General features: G+C 59.6%; 19 protein-coding genes and 1 tRNA gene. 3 read left to right on the forward strand and 17 right to left on the reverse strand.

What is annotated here, in order from left to right; genetic code table 11:
* Positions 1-132: 132 nt before the first annotated feature.
* A complete protein-coding gene (locus K6U75_05280) occupies positions 133-597 on the forward strand; it encodes a YbaK/EbsC family protein (GenBank protein ID MCL6474447.1) in 465 nt (154 codons plus the stop codon).
* 89 nt (positions 598-686) lie between these two features.
* Here the strand turns inward: K6U75_05280 and K6U75_05285 are convergent, their stop codons facing one another.
* On the reverse strand, positions 687-1022 hold the full coding sequence (locus K6U75_05285) for a cupin domain-containing protein (GenBank protein MCL6474448.1): 336 nt from the start codon (positions 1020-1022) through the stop codon (positions 687-689).
* A gap of 30 nt (positions 1023-1052) precedes the next feature.
* Positions 1053-3341, reverse strand: a complete 2289-nt coding sequence (locus K6U75_05290) for a nitric-oxide reductase large subunit (protein MCL6474449.1) — start codon at positions 3339-3341, stop codon at positions 1053-1055.
* A gap of 115 nt (positions 3342-3456) precedes the next feature.
* Between K6U75_05290 and K6U75_05295 the strand changes: the two genes are divergently transcribed.
* Complete coding sequence (locus K6U75_05295) at positions 3457-3882, forward strand: Rrf2 family transcriptional regulator (GenBank protein ID MCL6474450.1); 426 nt, start codon at positions 3457-3459, stop codon at positions 3880-3882.
* A 144-nt stretch (positions 3883-4026) separates the two neighbouring features.
* On the opposite strand, the gene K6U75_05300 is transcribed toward K6U75_05295, so the two are convergent.
* The 12 genes from K6U75_05300 to sucC all read right to left on the reverse strand — a co-directional run bounded on the left by K6U75_05300 (position 4027) and on the right by sucC (position 17800).
* Positions 4027-5244 carry a type II secretion system F family protein gene (locus tag K6U75_05300; protein MCL6474451.1) on the reverse strand — a complete coding sequence of 406 codons (1218 nt, stop codon included), beginning with the start codon at positions 5242-5244 and terminating at the stop codon, positions 4027-4029.
* 18 nt (positions 5245-5262) lie between these two features.
* Positions 5263-6318, reverse strand: coding sequence for a type IV pilus twitching motility protein PilT (locus K6U75_05305; protein ID MCL6474452.1), 1056 nt, complete (start codon positions 6316-6318; stop codon positions 5263-5265).
* A 178-nt stretch (positions 6319-6496) separates the two neighbouring features.
* Positions 6497-7372, reverse strand: a complete 876-nt coding sequence (locus K6U75_05310; protein MCL6474453.1) for an HDOD domain-containing protein — start codon at positions 7370-7372, stop codon at positions 6497-6499.
* 30 nt (positions 7373-7402) lie between these two features.
* On the reverse strand, positions 7403-9127 hold the full coding sequence (gene gspE, locus K6U75_05315) for a type II secretion system ATPase GspE (protein MCL6474454.1): 1725 nt from the start codon (positions 9125-9127) through the stop codon (positions 7403-7405).
* 115 nt (positions 9128-9242) lie between these two features.
* Positions 9243-11540, reverse strand: coding sequence for a hypothetical protein (locus K6U75_05320; protein ID MCL6474455.1), 2298 nt, complete (start codon positions 11538-11540; stop codon positions 9243-9245).
* The gene (locus K6U75_05325) at positions 11530-12156 is read right to left on the reverse strand and encodes a hypothetical protein (protein MCL6474456.1); all 627 of its coding nucleotides are present in this window, start codon (positions 12154-12156) and stop codon (positions 11530-11532) included. Before K6U75_05325 ends, K6U75_05320 begins: the two co-directional genes overlap by 11 nt.
* Positions 12153-12791, reverse strand: a complete 639-nt coding sequence (locus tag K6U75_05330; protein MCL6474457.1) for a type 4a pilus biogenesis protein PilO — start codon at positions 12789-12791, stop codon at positions 12153-12155. The genes K6U75_05325 and K6U75_05330 overlap by 4 nt, the downstream gene beginning before the upstream one ends.
* A complete protein-coding gene (locus tag K6U75_05335; protein ID MCL6474458.1) occupies positions 12772-13377 on the reverse strand; it encodes a PilN domain-containing protein in 606 nt (201 codons plus the stop codon). Before K6U75_05335 ends, K6U75_05330 begins: the two co-directional genes overlap by 20 nt.
* A gap of 26 nt (positions 13378-13403) precedes the next feature.
* Positions 13404-14624, reverse strand: coding sequence for a type IV pilus assembly protein PilM (gene pilM, locus K6U75_05340; GenBank protein ID MCL6474459.1), 1221 nt, complete (start codon positions 14622-14624; stop codon positions 13404-13406).
* Positions 14625-14943: 319 nt separating this feature from the next.
* Positions 14944-15762, reverse strand: coding sequence for a hypothetical protein (locus K6U75_05345; protein ID MCL6474460.1), 819 nt, complete (start codon positions 15760-15762; stop codon positions 14944-14946).
* A gap of 14 nt (positions 15763-15776) precedes the next feature.
* Complete coding sequence (sucD, locus tag K6U75_05350; GenBank protein ID MCL6474461.1) at positions 15777-16652, reverse strand: succinate--CoA ligase subunit alpha; 876 nt, start codon at positions 16650-16652, stop codon at positions 15777-15779.
* Positions 16652-17800: an ADP-forming succinate--CoA ligase subunit beta gene (gene sucC, locus K6U75_05355; protein ID MCL6474462.1), complete on the reverse strand. Its 1149-nt coding sequence runs from the start codon at positions 17798-17800 to the stop codon at positions 16652-16654. Before sucC ends, sucD begins: the two co-directional genes overlap by 1 nt.
* A gap of 132 nt (positions 17801-17932) precedes the next feature.
* On the opposite strand from sucC, the gene K6U75_05360 reads away from it, so the two are divergent.
* Positions 17933-18006, forward strand: a tRNA-Gln gene (locus K6U75_05360).
* Positions 18007-18084: 78 nt separating this feature from the next.
* On the opposite strand, the gene K6U75_05365 is transcribed toward K6U75_05360, so the two are convergent.
* From K6U75_05365 to K6U75_05375, 3 genes are read right to left on the reverse strand one after another with little or no spacing between them, the layout of a single operon-like run.
* On the reverse strand, positions 18085-19305 hold the full coding sequence (locus tag K6U75_05365; GenBank protein ID MCL6474463.1) for an ABC transporter permease: 1221 nt from the start codon (positions 19303-19305) through the stop codon (positions 18085-18087).
* The gene (locus K6U75_05370; GenBank protein ID MCL6474464.1) at positions 19280-20269 is read right to left on the reverse strand and encodes a hypothetical protein; all 990 of its coding nucleotides are present in this window, start codon (positions 20267-20269) and stop codon (positions 19280-19282) included. The genes K6U75_05365 and K6U75_05370 overlap by 26 nt, the downstream gene beginning before the upstream one ends.
* Entirely contained in the window at positions 20256-21212 is a 957-nt protein-coding gene (locus tag K6U75_05375; protein ID MCL6474465.1) for an RsmB/NOP family class I SAM-dependent RNA methyltransferase, read from the reverse strand. Before K6U75_05375 ends, K6U75_05370 begins: the two co-directional genes overlap by 14 nt.
* Positions 21213-21260: the final 48 nt, after the last annotated feature.

Raw genomic sequence — 21260 nt, forward strand, 5'->3', positions numbered from 1 at the left:
ATCGGTAAACCTGAAGTAGTTCTGGAGACTGTGACTTGGGAACCCTGTCCGCCTTTTCCTTTGCTTGACAGGTTTCGTTTTTCGTATTACTATACTGTTGCCCACATTTCAAGGCACAAGGGGGTGCAAAGCGTGCCTGCGCGCAAATTGAAAGAGTTCCTCGACAGCCACCATGTGAAGTACGTGACCATCACACACTCGCGCGCCTATACCTCGCAGGAGGTTGCCGCCTCCGCGCATATCCGGGGCAAGGATTTTGCCAAGACGGTGATGGTGAAGCTGGACGGTAAGATGGCGATGGCGGTGCTGCCTGCGACGCGGCGGGTGGATTTGGACGCGCTGAAGCAGGCGGCGGGCGCACAACGCGCCGAACTCGCGACCGAACAGGAGTTCCAGTATCTGTTCCCCGAATGCGAGACGGGGGCGATGCCACCCTTCGGCAACCTGTACGGCATGGAGGTGTATACCGACGCCAGCCTCGCCGAAGATGAGGAAATCGCCTTCAACGCGGGCTCCCACATTGAGGTCATACGGATGGCATACAAGGACTTCGAGCGGCTGGTACAACCGAAGGTAGCACATATCGCCAGAGTGTGATTGGGAAAAAGGTTTTTGGCGGAGCGCACCCACCTGCCGTGAAGGCAGGGACGGATACGCTCCGTCGAAGCCGTTGCTGCTACTCCGCCTTACGACTGTTTGTCCTGTTGTCGGAGTAGAACCAGCAACATCACCACCGGCGTCCTGGCGACCACGCTGTGGGGCAGATTGGGCGTCATGTACACCCACGTGCCGGCGGTAGCGGTGCATCGGTCGGTGCCAAGTGTCAACTCAGCTTCGCCCTGCACGAAGTGGAGCAGGGCGGGCATAGAGGCGGTATGCTCGGAAAGGTCTTGACCTGCGTCGAAGCCGAACAGCACCACCTTCACGTGTTCGTCCTGATACAACGTGCGGCTCAGGATGCCGTCGGGCGGGATTTCCACCTGCTGCGCCAGGTTTGCCAAGTAAAGGTACGGTTTCTCCATGGTTTGTCTCCTTGTGATTGGCTTTTTCGATTACCTGCCATGCACGGGTTCACCCTCGCGTACGGGTACACGCTCTTCAATGGGCTGGTAAGACCATCCCGTCTGAAGGCCCGCGATGAACCATGCCAGTGCTAGCGCCCCCAGCGTAAATACGCTGTCGCCGATGACTCGCATCCAGCGCAACGTCTGCAAGAGAGGTTGTTGCAGAAACTCTGCCGAACGAGCGTACCACAGTCCCTGATCGATACTCGCCGCCGCCTGCAGCAACCCCACCGGCAGCACACTCAACAGCACCATCAGCGCCAGCCCGACATTCATCGCCCAGAAGCTGAAGCGCAGACTGCGGGTATCCCACTGCCGGTTCATCGTGTAAGCTCTCAGACAGAAGAGCATCAAGCCCAGACCAAGCAGACCGTACACACCGAACAGGGCGGTGTGACCGTGTACGGGCGTGGTATTCAGTCCCTGCATGTAGTAAAGGGCAATGGGTGGGTTAATCAGGAAACCGAAAAGCCCCGCGCCCACCATGTTCCAGAAGGCGACGCCGACGAAGAAGAGAATGGGCAAGCGGAATGCCTGCACCCACGGACGGACAGTACTGAGCTTCAGATTCTCATACGCCTCGAAGCCCACCAATACTAGAGGCACCACCTCCAGTGCGCTGAATGTAGCTCCCCACGCCAGAACAGCGGTGGGCGTGCCGGTAAAGTACAGGTGGTGCATCGTGCCGATAATACCGCCTGTCAGATAGATAGTGGCGGTGAACAGCGCGGCACTGGTGGCTGTGGAGACCTTTACCAGCCCCATTCGGCTGAACAGGAAGGCGATGACTGCGGTGGCGAACACTTCGAAGAAACCTTCTACCCAGAGGTGCACCACCCACCATCGCCAGTATTCCGCCATCGCAAGGTGGGTATGTCGTCCCCACATCAGACCAGCCCCGTAGAACGAGCCGATGGCCAGGGTAGACAGTAGGAACAGCGCCAGCAGACTGCGGCTATCGGAGCGGGCGCGCAGCGCGGGTAAAAGCGCTCTGCCCACCATGCCCAGCCACAGGAACAGGCCAACCAGCAACAGTATTTGCCAGAAGCGACCGAGGTCCACGTACTCGTAACCCTGGTGACCAAACCAGAAGCTGGTTGCCAGTCCCATCCTTTGCTGGATGGAAAACCACTGCCCTGCCATTGAACCCACCACAATGACCAGCAGCGCCACGTACAGCAGATTCACCCCTAGCTTCTGGAACTTCGGTTCGTAGCCCGATACCGTCGGCGCGACAAACAGCCCGGTCGCCAGCCAGGCAGTGGCAATCCAGAAGATACCCAGTTGTACGTGCCACGTACGCACCACGGCATAAGGCAGGTATCGCGCCAGCGGGATACCGAAGAACCCCAATCCTTCCACGCTATAGTGGGCAGTGAGGATACCAAATAGCACCTGCGCCAGAAACAACGCCACAACCGTCCAGAAGTACTTCAGCGTGGCATGCATCGATGGGGTAATCTGCAGACTGCTCAGGGGGTTCTTTTCCGATACAACGTCTCCCTGCTCTTCACGTCGGCGGGCGGCAAAGTACCACACCATGCCTCCCACACCTGCCAGCAACGCGACAACGCTGATGATTGACCACAGCACGATCGCGCTGGTGGGGTGGTTGTCAATGAGAGGCTCATGAGGCCAGTTATTGGTGTAGGTCACGTTGCTGCCCGGGCGGTTCGTGCCGCACGCCCACGCCGCCCAGAAGAAGAAGGCGTTCAAAGCCTTGATGCGGGCAGGGTCTCGCACGCTGTTGGGCGGGATGGCATACGCCTGTCGCAGGGAAGCCATTTCAGGATCGCTGCCGAACAGAGAAGCGTAGTGTGTCCCGACTGCCCATATCGCCTGCGCCCGGAGAGGCGAAACCACCAGGTCGCCTGTTTGCGGGTCGTAGGTGTTAGTGCGTATCTCGCGCTTGACCTGTTCGCGAAGAGGAGCCTGTTTCTCAGGGGGTAGCGAGGAGTAGGAGAGACCGTATCGCTCTTTCGCCAGAGTATCCAGCATCCATATCACCTCGCGGTGCAACCAGTCCGCCGACCAGTCCGGGGCGACGTAAGCGCCATGTCCCCAGATGGAGCCAACTTCCTGTCCACCCAGAGATTGCCACACATTCTGTCCCTGCTGAATCTGCTGTCGCGTGAAAATCACCCGCCCGTCTGAGGTCACCACGCGCTGGGGAATGGGAGGAGCCTGTTGGTAGATTTCAAAGCCGTAGTATCCCAGCACCCCAAACGAGGCGAGCAGGACCGCCGCCAGCGCGAGCCAGAGTCTCGTGTATCCCATGGTTATCACCCTCCATCATGTATTTGGATAAGAATATATACTTATCCAATTTGATTTTATTATACCAGCGTGATAAAATAGATGTCAAGGTCTGTAATGCGAGGAAAGCGGAAAAATGATTTCTCAAACGGCAGAATACGCTTTGCGGGCGATGGTGTATCTGGCACAGCACCCCGATCAGTCGCATACCAACCAGCAGATTGCACGGGTGACCCGCGTGCCGATAGGTTATCTGGCAAAGGTATTGCAGGGCTTAAGCCGTGCTGGTTTAATCACCTCGCGCCGGGGGCTGGGTGGGGGATTTGCGCTGGCAAAACCAGCAGACGAGATTACCATCTACGAGGTGGTTCAGGCAGTAGACCCCATCCCACGCATCACCTCGTGCCCGTTGAAGCTGAAAGCACATCAGGACAGGCTGTGTCCGTTACATCAGCGATTGGACAACGCCTGGGAGCTGGTGGAACAGTCGTTCCGCAGCACGACCCTCAGCGACATCGTCGCTGAGGCAGGCGAAGAGGGTGTGCTGTGCGAGGAGGGGTAGGCTTTTCGCTCGGAACCATCTGGCGGGCGACGCTCCGCCTGAGCCTTTAGCCCCCTGCGGCGGCTCCGCTGCCACGGACGCATTGCTCCCGTATGGAGGAGGCTCGTTGGGCTCGGCGCGAGGCTCGCCCGCCGAGACAGATGGTTAGTTAATGTTGCTGACCAGCGTGAAGATAGGCGTCATCACGGAGATGGCGATGAAGCCCACGATCACGCCCAAAAAGATGATGAGCATGGGCTCGATCATGGAGGTCAGCCCCTTGACGGTGGCGTCCACCTCCTTCTCGTAGAAGTCAGAGACCTTCACCAGCATGTCGCTGAGGCGACCCGTCTCCTCGCCCACGTCGATCATGTGGGTGACCATCGTCGGGAACAGCCCGCTGGCGCCCAGTGGTGTGCTGAGCTTCTGTCCCTCGCGCACGCCGTTACGCGCATTATCGATGGCGGTCGCCAGCACGCTGTTGCCTGCGGTTTCCGCCACAATCTCCAGCGAGCGCATCATCGACACGCCGCTGGCAATTAACACCCCGAACGTGCGTGCGAAGCGCGAGATACTCATTTTCAACACCAGGTCGCCGATGATAGGCAATCGCAGCTTCACGAGGTCAATCCGATACCGTCCTTTCGGGTTCTTGCCGTATTGCTTGATAAACACAAACGCCCCGACCAGCAGCGCGGGCGGTATATACCAGTAGGCGACCGCATAGTCGCTCAGGTTGAACAGGAATTGGGTCGCCGGGGGCATCTTCACGTTCATGCTGGCGAAAATCTCCTTGAACCGGGGCAGCACGAACGTGAACAGGGCGAACACCATCACCATCGAGAATATCAACACCAGCACCGGATACATCATCGCCGACTTGATTTTCTGGCGGACCTCCAGCTCTTTCTCCAGAAACTGTGCCAGACGGTCCAGTATCTGGTCCAGAATACCGCCCACCTCGGCGGCACGCACCATGTTCACGTACAGTTTGGAGAAGACCTGTGGATGTTTGCTGAGCGCGTCGGCGAGAGACATCCCGCCTTTCACATCCTGACGCACCGCACCGATGACCTCACGCAGTGCGGGGTTTTTGGTCTGCGTTTCCAGTGCGTCGAGGCTCTTCAGGATGGGAATGCCGGCGTCAATCATCGTGGCGAACTGCCTGCTGAACATCACCAGCTCCAGCAGTTTCACCTTTTTGGAACGGTTCAGGTCTTTCAGGAAAGCCAGGCTCAGCCCCCTGCGCCTGGGCTGCACGCTCAGTACATGGTAGTGTTGTTCGTGCAGCCACGCCAGCACCAGACGCTCGTCGTCGGCTTCCATAATCCCGCGCAGGGTGCGCCCGGAAGGGTCTACCGCGTTGTATACAAACTGTGGCATAGTGCTCACTCTCCTCGTTTATTGCGATTGCACGAACCGCATGAAGTTTTCACGGTCAATGCAGCGCAGTACAGCCTCTTCAAAGGAGACCAGCCCGTTCAGGTGCAAATCAGCCAGGGCGCGGTCCATTGTTTGCATTCCCTGCTGTGCGCTGGTTTCCATGACGGAGTAAATCTGATGCACCTTGCCTTCCCGAATCAGGTTGCGGATGGCAGGGGTGGCAATCATAATCTCCACCGCAGCCACTCTTCCACCACCCAGCATGGGCAACAGCTGCTGGGCAATCACCGACTCCAGCGTGTTTGCCAGCTGGATTCGGATTTGCTCCTGCTGCTCCGGTGGGAACACGTCCACCACGCGGTCGATGGTCTGCGGTGCGTTGCGCGTGTGCAGGGTAGCGAAAACGAGGTGTCCGGTTTCCGCCAGGGTGAGAGCGGCGCGGATGGTTTCCAGGTCGCGCATTTCGCCCACCAGAATCACGTCGGGGTCTTCGCGCAGAACCGCACGCAGCGCATTGTGGAACGAGTCGGTGTCGGTACCCAGCTCGCGCTGGTTCACCATGCTGTTCTTATGCGAATGAAGATACTCAATAGGGTCTTCGATCGTCATAATATGGCAGTTACGTTCCGTGTTGATAACGTCGATCATCGATGCAATGGTGGTCGACTTTCCAGAACCGGTGGGACCGGTTACCAGAATCAGCCCGCTATGGCGTCTGGTCAACTCGCGCAGGATAGGGGGCAGGCGCAGTTGCTCCAGCGAGGGTATCGCCGAGGGGATGGCGCGCATGGCGCATCCCACCGAGCCGCGCTGGCGGTACACATTGAACCGGAACCTGCCGACGTCTTTGACGCCGTAGGAGAAGTCCAGCTCCTTGGTCTTTTCGAATTTCTGAATCTGGTCGCCGGTCAGGATATCGTACACCAGACGCTGGATATCGCGCGGGTTGAGGGGTGCAAACGGCAACGGGTAAAGACGCCCATCCACGCGCACCATGGGCGGCAGCCCGACGGACAGATGCAGGTCTGACGCGCCCTTCTCCACCGTCATGCGCAACAGGTCGTCGATATGCACATCCTCGATGGAGAGCGTTTCGGCGTCGGCGGAGCTGTCCTCCCTCTCCATAACCCCTTGCGCCGAATGGCTGGAGTATGCGGGGAAACCGTCTCCCTCCAGCGGCATCAAGTCTTCCAGGTCGTCAATTCCTGTATGTTTTGGAGCATAACCCGCTCCCATGTGAAATCACCCCTTCTCACGCTGCCATGCTGTGCAGTCCCATACTGCGTTCCACTTCTACCCGACAGCCTTGCAGCAAGGCTTCCATCTGGTCGGAGGAGATACCCAATGTCCGCAGCGCGTTCTCATCGACGTACATTATCCACTGCTCATCGCTGGCTCCATCTTCCAGCATATTGGATATGTCGCTGGCAATAGCCACCACGGCTACCAGTCTGGGGGCCACCGATGCAGCGGAGATGCAGTGGTGGTAGCCAAGAGATTCCGCCAGAGCAGTTGGTAGATTCCAGTGAATGGCGAGCGCCAGTCCAACGTCCGCATGGTTGAAGCCGAGAATCTGCTCCTCCGCCTCATGGTGGCGAATGCCCAGCCGCTCTGCGGTCTGCACTACCTGTATCATCGCTTGAGGATAGTATTGCTCGAGCACCGTTTTGCCGATATCATGGAGCAAACCTGCCGCAAATGCCTCATCGGGTACGACGTCTGGGGCATAGGCGCATACCAGGCGCGTGAGCAGTGAGGTATCCACCGAATGCTTCCAGATGCGCCGCTTCAGCAGGCTCTGGCTATCGGATTTGCCGATAAACATGTTGTAGCAGGATGCGGTCATGGCGATGTTGCGCACCACGCGGAAGCCCAGGAACATCACCGCCTCGCGCAGCGAGCTGACGCGCTGGGGAAGCCCGTAGTACGAGGAGTTTGCCAGCGTCAGCACCTTGCTGGTCAACGCCTGGTCCTGTCCGATGACGTCCTCCAGTTCCTGTGTGGTCGCGCGGGTGTTGCTGGTCATATCCAGCACTTTCAGTACCACCTGCGGCAACACGGCAAGTTCGCCGATGTTCTGTACCACGTCCTGGGGCGACTTCGGAAACACCCCGGTTATTGAAGCCATCTGTTCTACCTCCGATACCGTTTTTCCATGTTAGCCCGAGTAGATGACACGCAACGATTCCTCCAGTGTGGTGATGCCCAGCAGGATTTTCTGCATGGCATCTTCGCGCAGGGTACGCATCCCTGCCTCGATAGCCGCCTCCCGGATGGCGTACGAGGAGGCCCGCGCCAGAATAAGCTCGCGCACCTTGTCGGTAACCGGCATCAGCTCGTAGATACCGGTGCGTCCTTTGTAGCCGGTGCCTTTGCACACTTCGCAGCCACGTCCGCGATAGAAGGTCACGTTCGAGTTTCCCTCGATATTCATGCCTAACCGTTGCATCGCGTCGCGCGGCGGCACGTATGGCTCTTTGCATTTGGAGCATATCGTGCGCAACAGCCGCTGAGCCAGTACGCCCACCAGCGAGGAGGCAATCAGGAACGGTTCCACACCCATATCCAGCAATCGCGCCACCGCGCCCGGTGCGTCGTTGGTGTGTAGGGTGGATAGCACCAGGTGTCCCGTCAGCGCGGCTTCAATGGCAATGATGGCAGTTTCCGCATCGCGAATCTCGCCTACCATGATGATGTCCGGGTCCTGACGCAGCATCGCGCGCAACCCCGCTGCAAAGGTCATGCCCGCTTTGGGGTTGACGTTCACCTGTGTCAAGCCCTGCAGCTCGTACTCCACCGGGTCCTCGATTGTCAAGATGTTCTTCTCGCCCGAGTTGAGCTTGGATAAAACGGAATAAAGCGTGGTCGATTTACCCGAACCGGTTGGCCCTGTCACCAGAATTATTCCATAAGTGCGGGTAATCATCGCCTCAAACATTTCCAGTGTGTAAGGCAACATGCCGAGTTTGTGGAAGTCCACCGTGATGCTGCTTCGGTCCAGCACGCGCATGACCACCTTTTCACCGTGTACCGAGGGCAATGTGGAGACACGGAAGTCGTATGTCTTGCCATCTATCACGGCGGAGATACGGTTGTCCTGTGGCACACGCTTCTCGGCGATGTCCATGTCCGCCATAATCTTGAAGCGACTGATCAACGATGCCTGCACTCTTTTGGGCAGTACCATCGCGTCCTGCATGATGCCATCGATGCGATAGCGCACCTTCACAAATTCTTTGGATGGCTCGATATGGATATCGCTCGCTTTGTCCTGAATCGCTTTGGTGATGATCAGGTTCGCCAGGCGCACTACAGGGGCGTCTTCGCTCAGTTCGCGGAGCTGCTCCACGCTGAGGTGTTCTTCCTCGTCCTGTTTCGTGGCGGTTTGCACATCTATCTGGGCGGAGTCTATCTCCCGCACGACCTGGCTGAGCACATCGGTAACTGCCGCTTCTTGGCGGTAGGCAGTGTTGAGGGCGTTCAGCACGTCCTCTTCTGTAGCGATGACCGGCTCCACGTCTTTGCCGGTGATGAGGCGAATCTCATCGATGGCGAAGATGTCCAGTGGATTGACCATCGCCACCGTCAATCGCCCGTTGTTGAGGCTGACGGGGATCGCCTTGAAGCGACGTGCGATGTCCTGCGATAGCAGCTTTACTGCGTCGGGTTCTGGGGGCTGTTGAGCCAGGTCCACGTAGGCGACGCCCCAGTGTTCGCCCATGCACCGGACGCGGTCGCGTTCGGTGATCAACCCCATATCCACCAGCAACTCGCCGATATTTTCGTGCGATTGCAGTTGCTTTTGCTTTTCAATCGCTGTTGCGAGCTGCTCGCGGGTAATGAGGCCCGCCTGTACAAATATCTCACCGGTCGTGGATGCCATGGCTGTTGTGTACTCTCCGGCGGGCTACATTGCCCACCCCTTTCACAGAGAATGTGCAGAGGGTGAGGGCGATAGCGGCATCGCAGATCACCCTCTGTCTCACAAATCCTCCACTCTATTCTTTCCACAGAGTGGCGGTCAAGAAGACCATAATCTCCGAACTGCTGCGTTTGGTGTTGGTCTGCTTAAACAGGTAGCCCAGTATCGGTAGGTCTCCCAGCAGGGGCACCTTCTGCACCAGCTTCAGGTCACGCTGGGAGATGAGCCCTCCGATAACCAGAGTCTCACCGCTGCGCAGACGCACGGCGCTGTCGGCAAATCGGCGCGATACCTGGGGTATCTCACCGCCTACCGGGGTCTTGAGGAAACCGGTAATCAGACTCACTTCAGGGTGAATCTGCAGGGTGATGTCGCCCTCCGGGTTGGTCTTGGCAACCACGTTGAGCTGGATGCCGACGTTCACCTTGCCGGTGGTGACGCTGACACCGTTTTGCGTGGACTGCACGCTCTCGATGTAGCGCACCTCATCGCCGATGAATATCTGCGCCTGTTTGGCGTTCAGCACCAGCAGCTTGGGGTTCGCCAGCAGACGCGCCTTGTTGTCCTTGAACAGGGCGTCCAGCTTGGCGCTGATGCCGATGGCGTCGCGCGTCAGCCGCCCAAACACGATGGTGCCGAAGTTGCCGCGGTCGGGCGGGTTCGGAGTGCTCAGGGTGAAGTTGGCTTTGGTGCTGCTGAAGTCCCACAGCACGCCCAGCGTGTTATCTACGTCCGTGCTGACCTCCACCACCTTCGCCTCGATCAGTACCTGCGGCGGCGCGGTGTCGATGCGAGCCAGAGCCTCTTTAGCGCGGTCTACTGCTGCACGCGGACCCATCAGGATCAGCGTGTTCACCCGCTCATCGACGGAAGCATCTCCTGAACTCCCCTGTCCTTGATTACCGCCTTGCTGTCCACCTCCGCCCGCGCCGCTACCGCTTTGCAATGCCTGGTCTATGCCTTTCTCGCCCACCGTTCTGCCCGCCGAGTCGCCCAGCGGCGCGGGGGCGAGCAGATTGAAGCCCGGACGCGGTCCCATGATGATGGTGACCTCTGGAATCAGCTCCGAAACGATGTTGCGCAGGTCGGTAGGTGAGGCGTGTTTGACCGTATAGGTGTCCACGACCACATCCTGCTGGGACTGGCTGAGGGTGTTGTCCACCGTTTCGATGAGCTCTGAAGCGGTGCGTACCTCCGCTTCGGTGCCCGACACCAGTGCCACCTTTGTGCCCGTGCCCTTGCTGGGCTGAGCGCTGGTCAGGTTCCACGAAATCTGTACTCCGGGCGCCTGTTCCTGGATCACCTTGCCGAGGCTGTTGGGGTCGGCATAGCGGTAGGCGACGATTTGTGTGACCCGCGCCTGTGGCGCAGAGGTCTGCGTGCCGCTGAGCAGGTTCTGTAGCCCTTGCGGAGTCGCCACCACGTAGGTGTTGCCCAGTTTCGCATAGCGGTAGCCACTCAGACGAGTGATGAGGTCAAGAGCCTCCTCCACACCCACGCCTGCAAGGCTCACGGTGACTGTACCCTTGACCTCCGGGCTGGTGACGATATTGGTTTGCGTTTGCAGAGACAGCGCCTTCAGCACGTCAGCGATTTCCGCCCCAACGAAGTCCACCGTTACCCGAGGAGCGGGGCGAGGCGGCGCCGCAGCAACGCGCGTTTCGCCTGCGGGCTTCTGTGGCAGCACGGGTTTGGATTCAGGCAGCTGTGCGACCTGCACTTCGTTGCCCGATGTCTGCACCGGCTTCTCTACCGGTTTCTCCGGCTGTGCGGGGGCGACGGGTTGCTCGGTGGCTGGTGGCGTCTGTTCAGGCTTTGTCTCGGCAACGGGTAGCTGTACTGGTTCTTCTCTGGCAGGCTGTGCCAGGCTCGCCACCGGCCTGGGCATCTCCCGTGTGGAGACGCTCTGCGGTTTGGCGATGGCAGGTGTGACTGGCTTGCTCTCCTGCACAGGGGCGGTGTCCGGCGAGTGCCCGATTTTCCATACCGTAAGCACCAGTGTTCTACCGTCATCTTGCCTGATTAGCTGTGCTGGTCGCCTTTCGCTGGTAGCCACCCAGATGCGCGTGATGGGCGGGCGAGCCTTATACCATCCGTAGCGTGCCCAGAGGATGCCGCCACTGCGCACACGCTCGATTTTGGCTTTGCCTATCAGCCCGGCAGGTACGTCCACATACACCCATCCTCGCTTGCCGTAGAACTGTAGTGTGGGCGGAGCAACGGGTGCGCTCAGCCGCATAATCACCTGAAAGCAGGTGTCGGTCTGGTTGAAATGTACCTGTACGCTTTTGCTGTTGGGGGCGCCATGCACCAGCGCAGACGCTCCCACCATAAACAGCAGTGCTACAGACAAGAGGGAATATCTACTTCGCATTCGGATTACCTCCCGGACGCAATGTTACGGTTTTGCCGTCCTTTTCCAGAACGATTCCTTCGCGTGACACCGTGCGTAGCACATAGCCACCCTCCAGCTGGTATCCGGGCTGCACGATGCGCTGGTTGCCGCCTTCCGAGCGCAGTATCGCCACAGGATACTCACCCACCACCACACCGGTCACCGTGATGTTCGGTTCCGCTTCGGGTTGTGATGCGGGGGGGGACTGGCTGTCTGCAGACGATGGCGCGCCCACTGTGCCACCCGAAACGGGCATGACCGGCATGGGGGGTAGCGCACTGACGTTGGGTGCGGAAGCCACCCGTGTCGGCGTCTGCCGTAAGGCTTGCACCCGGTTCTGCCTCAGGTTGTCAAACTGAGGCGGCACCACAAAGGGATCGCGGGCAGGCTCAGACGTGTTGAGCCAGGCTGGCGCAGTTGTCTGTGGTTCCACGTCCTTTGCCTGTTGCTCCGTAGTGGTCGCGGATGCGCTCTTCGTGCTGGCGCCGGTCGCTCCGGTGAAAAACAGCTGGTAGGCGGCATAGCCAATGGCTGCCAGGAAAAGAATGCCCAGCACGGCGACCTGTTGCATCTGTTTGCGGTCCAGTTTCTTCATGGCTGAGCACCTCCTTCCGGGGTACGGAAGATGAAGGCGGTTAGCGTGAACTGCGCCTCCACTTCAAAGGGGTCTGTGGGCTCCTTGCGCTGGCGCGGTCGAAACTGCACCCGGTCCACCGCCAGGATTTTGGGGAAGCGGGTCAGGTCTTCGGTGAAACGCATGACGTCCCAGAACTGACCCCGTACCGAGACATCGATAACCTGTCTTTCATAGGGCTCAGCAGGCTTCTGCTTCTCCTCTTTTTCCTGTTCATCGCCTTCCTGCTGGGCTTTTGCCTGCGGTTGCGCACTGGATGGGCGTACCGACAGCACTGTCAGGCGTCGGGATTTCGCGCTGGTTTCCAGCTGCTTCAGCAGGGTGGGGATATAGGCGCGCTCGCTAACCGATAGCTCGAGGTGCTTCAGCTTCTGCAAGACACTCTGATACTGCTGCTGCGTCTGGTCGAGGCGCTGAGCAATGGTTTTGCCCTCCTCCACCTGCTTCTCCGCTGCCTGTACACGCGCTTGCAGGTCGGTGTAGCCGGTGTACTGCCAGTAAATGGCTCCCGCACCCAGCAGCAGCACCGCTATGCAGATAGTGACCAGACCGCGCAGTACTGCGGTACCATCGGAGTTACGAACTGCCAGCTTCATCCTTGCCCTCCTTCTCTTCGGGCGTCTGCATGCGCGCTGCCACCTCGAAGTCTACCGTCTCGAAGTTGTTGTAGCTGCGCTGCTGTGTGTAGTGCAGTTCCACCTTTTCGAAGGTGGGAATGGTGTTCAAGCGCAGCATCATCTCACCGACCTGTTGTTGGGTAAGGGTAGAACCGGTGAGAGTGATCAATGTAGTCTGTTTTTTCTTCTCGCTATCCTGCGCCTGAGAGCTGGTAATGCCGGTGAGCCACACATCCGCAGGCAGGCATCGGGCGATACCGTTGATGGTGGCATACCAGCGCTCGGTATGCTGCTGTGCCTCGCTGAGGGTGCGCAGTTTGGGCATCAACGCCTGTGTGTCGCGCTCGGTTTTGGCAATCAGCTCCAGGGTGGGTTGGAGCTTCTTGATTTCCTGTTGGGCGCGGTGCAGGCGTGCCTGCAGAGACATATTACTCATGCCCAGGAAAGAGAACACCCCCGCGAGCACTCCGACCTCTGTAAGCAGGACGGCGAGCAACTGTTTGCGACGCCGGATCAACCTCGCCTGTTGCTCTCTGCGCTCCGATATCATGTTGATAAACGGCATGCCGGTACCTCCTCTCCCTGTGCGATTCAGGCGGCATGACGCTGCCGTTCGGCGAACGCCTCACGCACTGCCAGTCCTACCGCGATTCCCAGCACAGGGGTAAACATTTGTAACGCTTCGGCGGAGATATGCGCGGTATCAAAGTCGGGGTTGTTGAACGGGTCGCCTGGCTCGACCTCCAAGCCCAACCGTGCCGAAGCATACTCCGCGAACCCCCCGAGGCGAGAGCTGCCCCCGGTGATGACCAGGCTGCCGACCTGCCCTTGAGGGCTGCCCTCCGGAAATTGGGACTGATAGTAGTGTAGCGAGCGGCGTATCTCGCGCAGCAGCTCATCAACATGCCCCTGTAGAGCCTTCAGTACCGCTTCGTCCTGACTGCTCGCGCTCTCTGAACCGCTTTCGCCCTCCTCTGCGGACACCGGGGCACGTGAGCGAGTGCTGCGACGCTTCAGCAGTTGCCGGAAGTCTACAGTGTGCTTGAACTTTTCCGCTTCCGACCAGCTGCAGTGCAACGTTGCCTGCACTGTTTGCGTGAAGGCGTCACCCGCAATCGGGATGTTGCGTGTCAGGAAGAAGCCCTCGCTTGAAACGATATACAGGTTGGTGCATGAGGCACCGATATCCACAAGGGCAACGGGGCGCTCCTGCAGCTTTTCCAGTGCCACCCTGTTGATTTCGAACAAGGCGCGGAAGAGCGCGAACGCTTCCACCTCGATAGCCAGCGCTTCCAGTCCCGCCAGCTCCAGGGTGCGAATCTGCGCATCCACCATCTCGCGCGGGGCGACCACCAGCAACACCTGCATTTGCTTCTCCGCATTTTCCGGCTGTTCGCCTTCGGCTGGAGCGTGTTCTACGTCACCGAGGATTTCAAAGCCAATATAGCTGTCCTCGATGGAGGTAGAGACGTACTTACTTGCCTCATAGCGAATGGTTTTGCGTAGCATTGCCTCTGTCATTTTGGGCAGGGTGACCTGTCTGACGATGACCGGCGCGCCGGCAATGGCGGTGACTGCTGCGGAGGCTCGGAATGCATTATCGCGCAGAAGCCGTTTGATGGCATCTGCAACCTCCTCCGGCTGCACGATAACACCGTCGCGAATCGTGTCCGGTGGAGTAGGGTACTGCGCAACCTGCACCAGTCGCCAGCCTGTACGAGTAGGCTCCACCTGGGCCGCCTTAATGGTGTAGCTGCCCAGGTCCAGCCCGATGATGCCCTGCTTGTTGAAGACTCCCTTCCAACGAGCCATTGGCTGCCCCCTCTTATACCCCAGACCGGCAGGCGGCTGGGGGCGTGTGAGGAATCCTTCCACGTGGAAACCAGTGCACAGGATGTCCCTCATGCTGAATTATCGTGAAACCGGTAAAAAAACTGGAGGGTAACGTGAAACTGTAACCCTGGAAGAAAACTGGGGAGGCTCATTTTGCGCAGGATGAAGCCTGCGGTTACATGGAGGCTCGAGGCAATGAATATACCCCTCTCCCACCGCGTGGGAGAGGGGCAGGGGGTGAGGGCAAACAATAACCCCTCTCCCACCGCGTGGGAGAGGGGCAGGGGGTGAGGGCAACTCAGCTCATCACACGCATGTCTATCACTGCCGTTAAGCCCACGCCGTCCACACGGCGCAGCTTCAGCGGGTTCAGGTCGTCAGTGGGGATGAGTATCTTCACGCGGAACATGCCGTTCGAGAAGAGGTCCTCATACTGCCACACGCCGGCGACTTTGTCCACATCGGCATAGGCTCCCGACACCTGCGCACCGCCGATATAGGCGTTCTCGCCCAGCGTCGCCATCGGGATGACCTTGGTAAACTCTTCCGCGCCTTTGCGCATGCTCAGCTTGTTGATGACCTCGTTCAGCTGGTTGCCCGCGTTTTTGACCGCCACCGCCACCGCCGCCGCGGCGATGACCTCCTTGCCACCTAATCCCTTCGGGTGGGTCACTTTGAAACCGCCCTCCAGCGCCACGTCAATCAATGCGGAGATGCCGACCTTCTCCACCCGACGCAAACCGGTAAGGCTGTCGCTGGGAACCAGCACCTTGATGCGGAACCTGTCCAGCGATTCTTCAATCTGGAACACCGCCTGCACCTTGTTCACCGCCTCTTTGGGACCCATCACCTGCGCCGCGCCCACGTAGCCCTTGTCGCCGATGCTCAGGATGGGTACCACTTTGGTCGCCTGATGGATGGGCACATTCCGGCGGATGGTAATCTCATTGATGAACTTGTCCAGCGCTCTGGCGTTCTGCTTCACCAGATAGCCGATACCCACCAGCTTCACACCACCGCGCAGAATCTTGCCCAGATCTTGCGCCCGACTCAGTTCCGTCGCACTGGCCGTCCACACCAGCGCCATCACCAGCGCGAGCCAAATCGTCCTTCTCATCGGAACACCTCCTGTCAGGTTCGGCGTCCCAGTGCCTGTTTGACCAGTTCAGGTATCTCGTAGAGCGCGTCCGCTACCGGTACGCCCGCCGCGCGCAGGGCGTCGACTTTCGCCTGTGGCGTTCCCGTGCGCCCCGAGATAATCGCTCCTGCGTGCCCCATGCGCTTGCCCGGCGGCGCAGTGCGCCCGGAGATGAAGCCGACCACCGGCTTGCGCATCGTGCGGATATACTCCGCTGCAATCTCCTCATCCGAGCCGCCGATTTCACCCACCAGCACAATTGCCTGCGTCTCGGCGTCGGCTTCAAACAGCGGGAGCAGGTCTGCAAACGTGCTACCCAGCACCGGGTCACCGCCTATTCCAATACAGGTAGACTGTCCCAGCCCCGATTTTGTTAGCAAGTCCACGATTTCGTAGGTGAGCGTGCCGCTACGCGAGATTAAGCCCACGGGCCCGGGCGTGAAGATATTGCCCGGCATGATACCGATTTTACATTGCCCAGCAGTCATGATGCCCGGACAGTTGGGACCGATAAGGCGCACGCCTTTTTGACGCACCAGTGCGACCGTTTTCACCATATCCTGCACGGGGATGCCCTCGGTGATGCACACGACGAGACGCACGCCTGCGTCCGCAGCCTCCAGCACCGCATCCGCTGCGAAGGGTGCCGGCACGAAAACAACCGAAGCGTCGGCTCCGGTCGCCGCTACCGCCTGCTTCACGGTATCGAATACCGGCACGCCCAGCACCTCCTGACCACCCTTGCCCGGCGTCACCCCTGCTACTACCTGCGTGCCGTACTCCAGCATCTGTCGCGTGTGGAACTCGCCTTCGCGTCCGGTGATACCCTGCACCAGCACGCGCGTGTTTTGATCGATCAGCACCGCCATCAGCGCGTTACCTCCACAATCTTCCGAGCCGCCTCCTGCATGGTCACGGCGGGGATGAGGTCGGTTCCCTGCAGTAGCGCCAGCCCTTCCTCCGCCCGCGTGCCCGCCAGCCGGATGACGATAGGCACCTTTACCTGCAGGCTCTGGATGCCCTCGATGATGCCTTTTGCCACCTCGTCGCCGCGCGTGATGCCCCCGAACACGTTGAACAACACGCCCTTGACGTTGGGGTCCATCAGCACAATCTCGAGCGCGTTGCGCACAAGGTCTGCCTTCGCGCCGCCGCCGATGTCCAGAAAATTCGCCGGTTTGCCTCCCGCGCGGCTTACCTCGTCCAGCGTGCCCATCACCAGGCCCGCACCGTTGCCGATGATGCCGATGTCGCCGCCCAACCGCACGTACTGGATGCCCCGTCGGTGCGCCTCCGCCTCGATGGGGTCTTCGTGGCTCTCCTCGCGATACTCGTTGAACTCGGGATGGCGGAACAGGGCGTTATCGTCGATGTTCAGTTTGGCATCGGCGGCAAGGCACTGTCCATCCTGCGTCAGCACAAAGGGGTTGATTTCCGCCAGAGAGGCATCGCTTCCCACATAGGCTTTGAAAAGCGCAAGGAGGAACTTTGTCGCTGTGGGAACCGCCTCCCGCGCGATGCCTGCCTCATACAGCGCCTGCCGCGCCTGATAGGGCATTAACCCCTGCCAGGGCTCTACCCACACCTTGACGATGGCTTCGGGATGTTCCTCTGCCACCTGCTCGATGTCCATCCCGCCCATCGCGCTGACCATCACCACGTCGCGCTGCCGCGCACGGTCTAAAGTGATTCCCAGATAGTACTCCTGCGCGATGGAGATGGCTTCTTCAATCAGCACCTTTTCGACCAACACCCCCTGTGGCGCCTGAGGAGTGACCAGTCGCGACCCTATAAGGTCTCGCGCGTGTTGCTCTGCCTGTTCGGGGGTGTCTGCCAGTCGAATGCCCCCTGCTTTGCCGCGTCCGCCCGCGTGAACCTGTGCCTTCACCACCACGCGCCCACCCAGCTCCTGCGCGATGGTTCGCGCCTCTTCGGGAGTGGACGCCACGCGCCCGCGTGGCACGGTCATGCCATAGCGCGCCAGTACCTCTTTAGCCTGATACTCATGGATTTTCACACCGGATGTCCTCCCTGCGCTACAAGTTCCTCGCGTATTTGGTAATTTATCGAGACAAACGGGTTCTCCTGCCGGATACCTTTTTCTCTCCCTTGACAAGGTGGCTGTAACGGGGCATAATATTATCGGTGCTGCCCGGTCGTCTAATGGCAGGACAGCGGCCTTTGGAGCCGTTAGTGGTGGTTCGAATCCATCCCGGGCAGCCAATTTGTGTTATTGACCCCCAGCAGGAAGCGCTACGCTACGCGGCGGAGGCACTTCAGGAGCGTGAGCTGCAGGCAGGCCTACTCATACCTTAACGCCTCTATCGGCTCTTTGCTTGCAGCGCGGATGGCGGGAGCCACGCCAAACACAATCCCCACCAACACGCTCACCCCGAACGCCAGAGCGACCGCCCCAACCGTGATTTCGGGTTTCAGCACCGTGCTGCGACGAAGCACTTCCGCCACGCCCGTTGCCAGAACGATGCCCAGCACCCCACCGGTCAGCGAGAGGATGACCGCTTCCGTCAGAAACTGCCAGAAGATGTCGCGCTGGCGCGCCCCTGCCGCCTTGCGGATGCCGATTTCGCGGGTTCGCTCCGTCACCGAGACCAGCATGATATTCATAATCCCCACCCCACCCACAATCAGCGAGATACTGCTGATGCCGGTGAGCGCAATCTGCAGCAGGTTCAAAAGAGTGTAGATGAGCTTCAGCAGGTCTTTCTGGGTAAGCACGGTGAAGTCTTCGTTGCCCAGATGGCTCTGGCGCATGGCGGTCTTCACCTGCTCGATCAGGCTTTCGGGCTCTACGCCAGCCACCGCCTGCACCACGATGCGGTGAATCTGCTTCGACTGCATGGCTTCCTGGGCTGCCTGCAGCGGCAGGTAAATCAGATAATCCCAGCCGGCGTTGCCGAACATGCTGCTCGAATCGTCGGCTTCCAGCACGCCGACCACGCGGAACGGCACCCGATTCACCACGACCTCTTTGTCCACTGCGGGCGCGTCACCAAACAACTCCTGCTTCACGCCGTGCGCCAGTACGCACACACGCTCGCCTTCTTCCGCAGGGCTGAAGAATCTGCCCTCTGCCATCGGCGTTTGGCGGATGGATTGCCACGCGCTTTCGGTTGCCAGTACGATGGCGGTCGCCGCCCAGCGTTCACCGTGTCTTGCGCCCCCGGCGATGAACATGACGGGCACGGCGCGCTTGACGCCCGGCACTCTCAGCACCGCCTGTACATCCTCGGGAGTCAGCGTGCTCAAGCCGAGAATGCTCATGGGATTGAACGGCTGCGACGCATCCACCCGACCCGGCACCACAAACAGCAGATTTGCACCGAACTGCTCGATCTGCCGGGTCACCTCGGTCTTCAAGCCCTGCACGATGGCGATCAGCAGCAGCACCGACGCCACACCGATAATCACGCCCAGCATGGTGAGCAACGAGCGCAGGCGATGGTCCAGTATCGCCCGCCATGCCATCGGCAGGTAATCACAGCACGTTATCGGTACGCGCATATTTTAAGAATACCTGATACGCCCACTCGTCCCACTCTGGCTCTACGCCGATACCTTGCAGGTCACCGTAGTTTTTGGCGATGAAGCCTCCCTGAAACAGCTCCACCATGCGGTGTGCTTCACGCTCAATCAACTCTCTGTTGCCGGTTGGCAGCACACGCTGGATGTCTACGGGCGAGTACAGACACAGGTTCAGCTCGCGCAGCTTCGCAGCCAGTCGCTCCAGACCGTAAAGCGCGGGCTGGTCAAATTGCATGCAGCAGATGCCGGCTTCCGCCACGCCCTCCAGAATGTCCCACACGTATCCGCAGGAGTGCATGATGACCTTCACGCCGTGCGCTCTGGCCGTACGGCACAGCCTCACGAACAGGGGCTTGAAAATCTCGTTCCACATCGAAGGATGAATGAGCAGACGGTCCTGCACGCCCCAGTCCTCGGCGAACATCACCGCATCCGCACCTGCCTCCGCATACAAAGCGATGATGCGCTCCAGCAGCGCAGTCACACGCTCGTGCAGCTCGTCGACGTGTTCTCGCTCCAGCACCAGGTCGGCAAAGTAGTTTTCCATCTTGCGCAGGTAGCGGCAAATGGCGAACGGGAAGCCGGGCAGAAAACCCACGCGATAGCGTTCGGTCTCCTGAGCGAATCGCTGGCGCACGCTCTCGTAGCGTTTGGGGTTGTCCATATCCGGTAGCTGGTAGTCCTTCAGCTTCGCCCAGTCGTCCAGCGCGGGCTGGAAGACCTCCCCACGTTGCCCACCGTGTACGGAACGGTACCAGACGTTGCCCCACTCATCGGTGAAGTATTCGACCTCGCCCTCCACCCACCGTTTCTGCTGCCAGTTTTCGGAGGGCGAGAAACCGGCGAAGCAGAAGTCGTTCATCCTGCCGCCGTCGAAATCCATACCGATTCGCGGCGGATTATCACGCTCTAAGTTGCGACGTATGACCTCACGCGGTGTCATCGGCATCCTCCCTCTTCCGTATCAAGCACACAAAGAAGCCTTCCATCCGCGACGAAGGCAGTATCCGCCTGGCATGACGGACAGCATCGGGAAACACATGCCCATCCCATTCGCTCAGCGCGGAGACCATGCCCTCTACCTGCAGCGGCAGGGGCAGCACCTCTATGGCATCACCGAACTTTTTCAGCGCATGGGCGATAATCCCTTCGTTCTCTTCCGGCGCGAAGGTGCAGGTGCAGTATACCAGCCTGCCTCCGAACTTCAGGCACCGTATCGCCGAGTAAATCAACGACTTCTGTTTGCGCACCATGTCGCCAATCTTTTTCAGGCTCCAGTAGCGGCAGGTATTTGGCTCGTCCTCGCGGAAGCGCGCCTCACTGGAGCAGGGTGCATCCAGCAGCACCGCGTCAAAGCGTGCCTGCCAGCGTTTCCAGACCCACTCGCCCTCTGCCTGTACGGTCTGCACGAAGCCCGCGCCATGCCGTCGCAGGTTCTCGCGCAGCTTGAAAAAGCGTGTCCGCACCGCTTCTACCGCCACTAAATGCCCTTCGTTCTGCATCATCGACGCCAGCTGAAGCGTTTTGCCGCCCGGAGCGGCGCACAAATCCAGCACCTCTTCCCCCGGCTGAGGAGCCAGCATCAGTGCGGGTATCATGCTCGAAAGGTTCTGCACATAAACGAGCGCGTTTTGTACCCAGGTGGAAGCCAGCAACGCCTCGCGCTGCTGCGGGGGAACCCAGAAGGCATCGGGGTACCAGGCGGCGGGATGCACCTCGAAGCCTGCCGTACGCAGGTCTTCCAACACCATCTCGCGCTCCGCCAGCAGGGTGTTCACCCGTGCCCCGACGGCTGGTGGCTCGCGAAAGGTGCGTACGCAGTCCTCGAACCGCTCCGGTGGCACGATTCGAGATAGTCGTTGCAAAAAGGGTTCAGGTAGCGCCATCGGCTATAGTATATCACGGACGTGAATCGTCAGCACCTCTCGCAGTCT

Source organism: Bacillota bacterium (assembly GCA_023511455.1).
In the GTDB taxonomy this organism is placed as follows: domain Bacteria; phylum Armatimonadota; class HRBIN16; order HRBIN16; family HRBIN16; genus HRBIN16.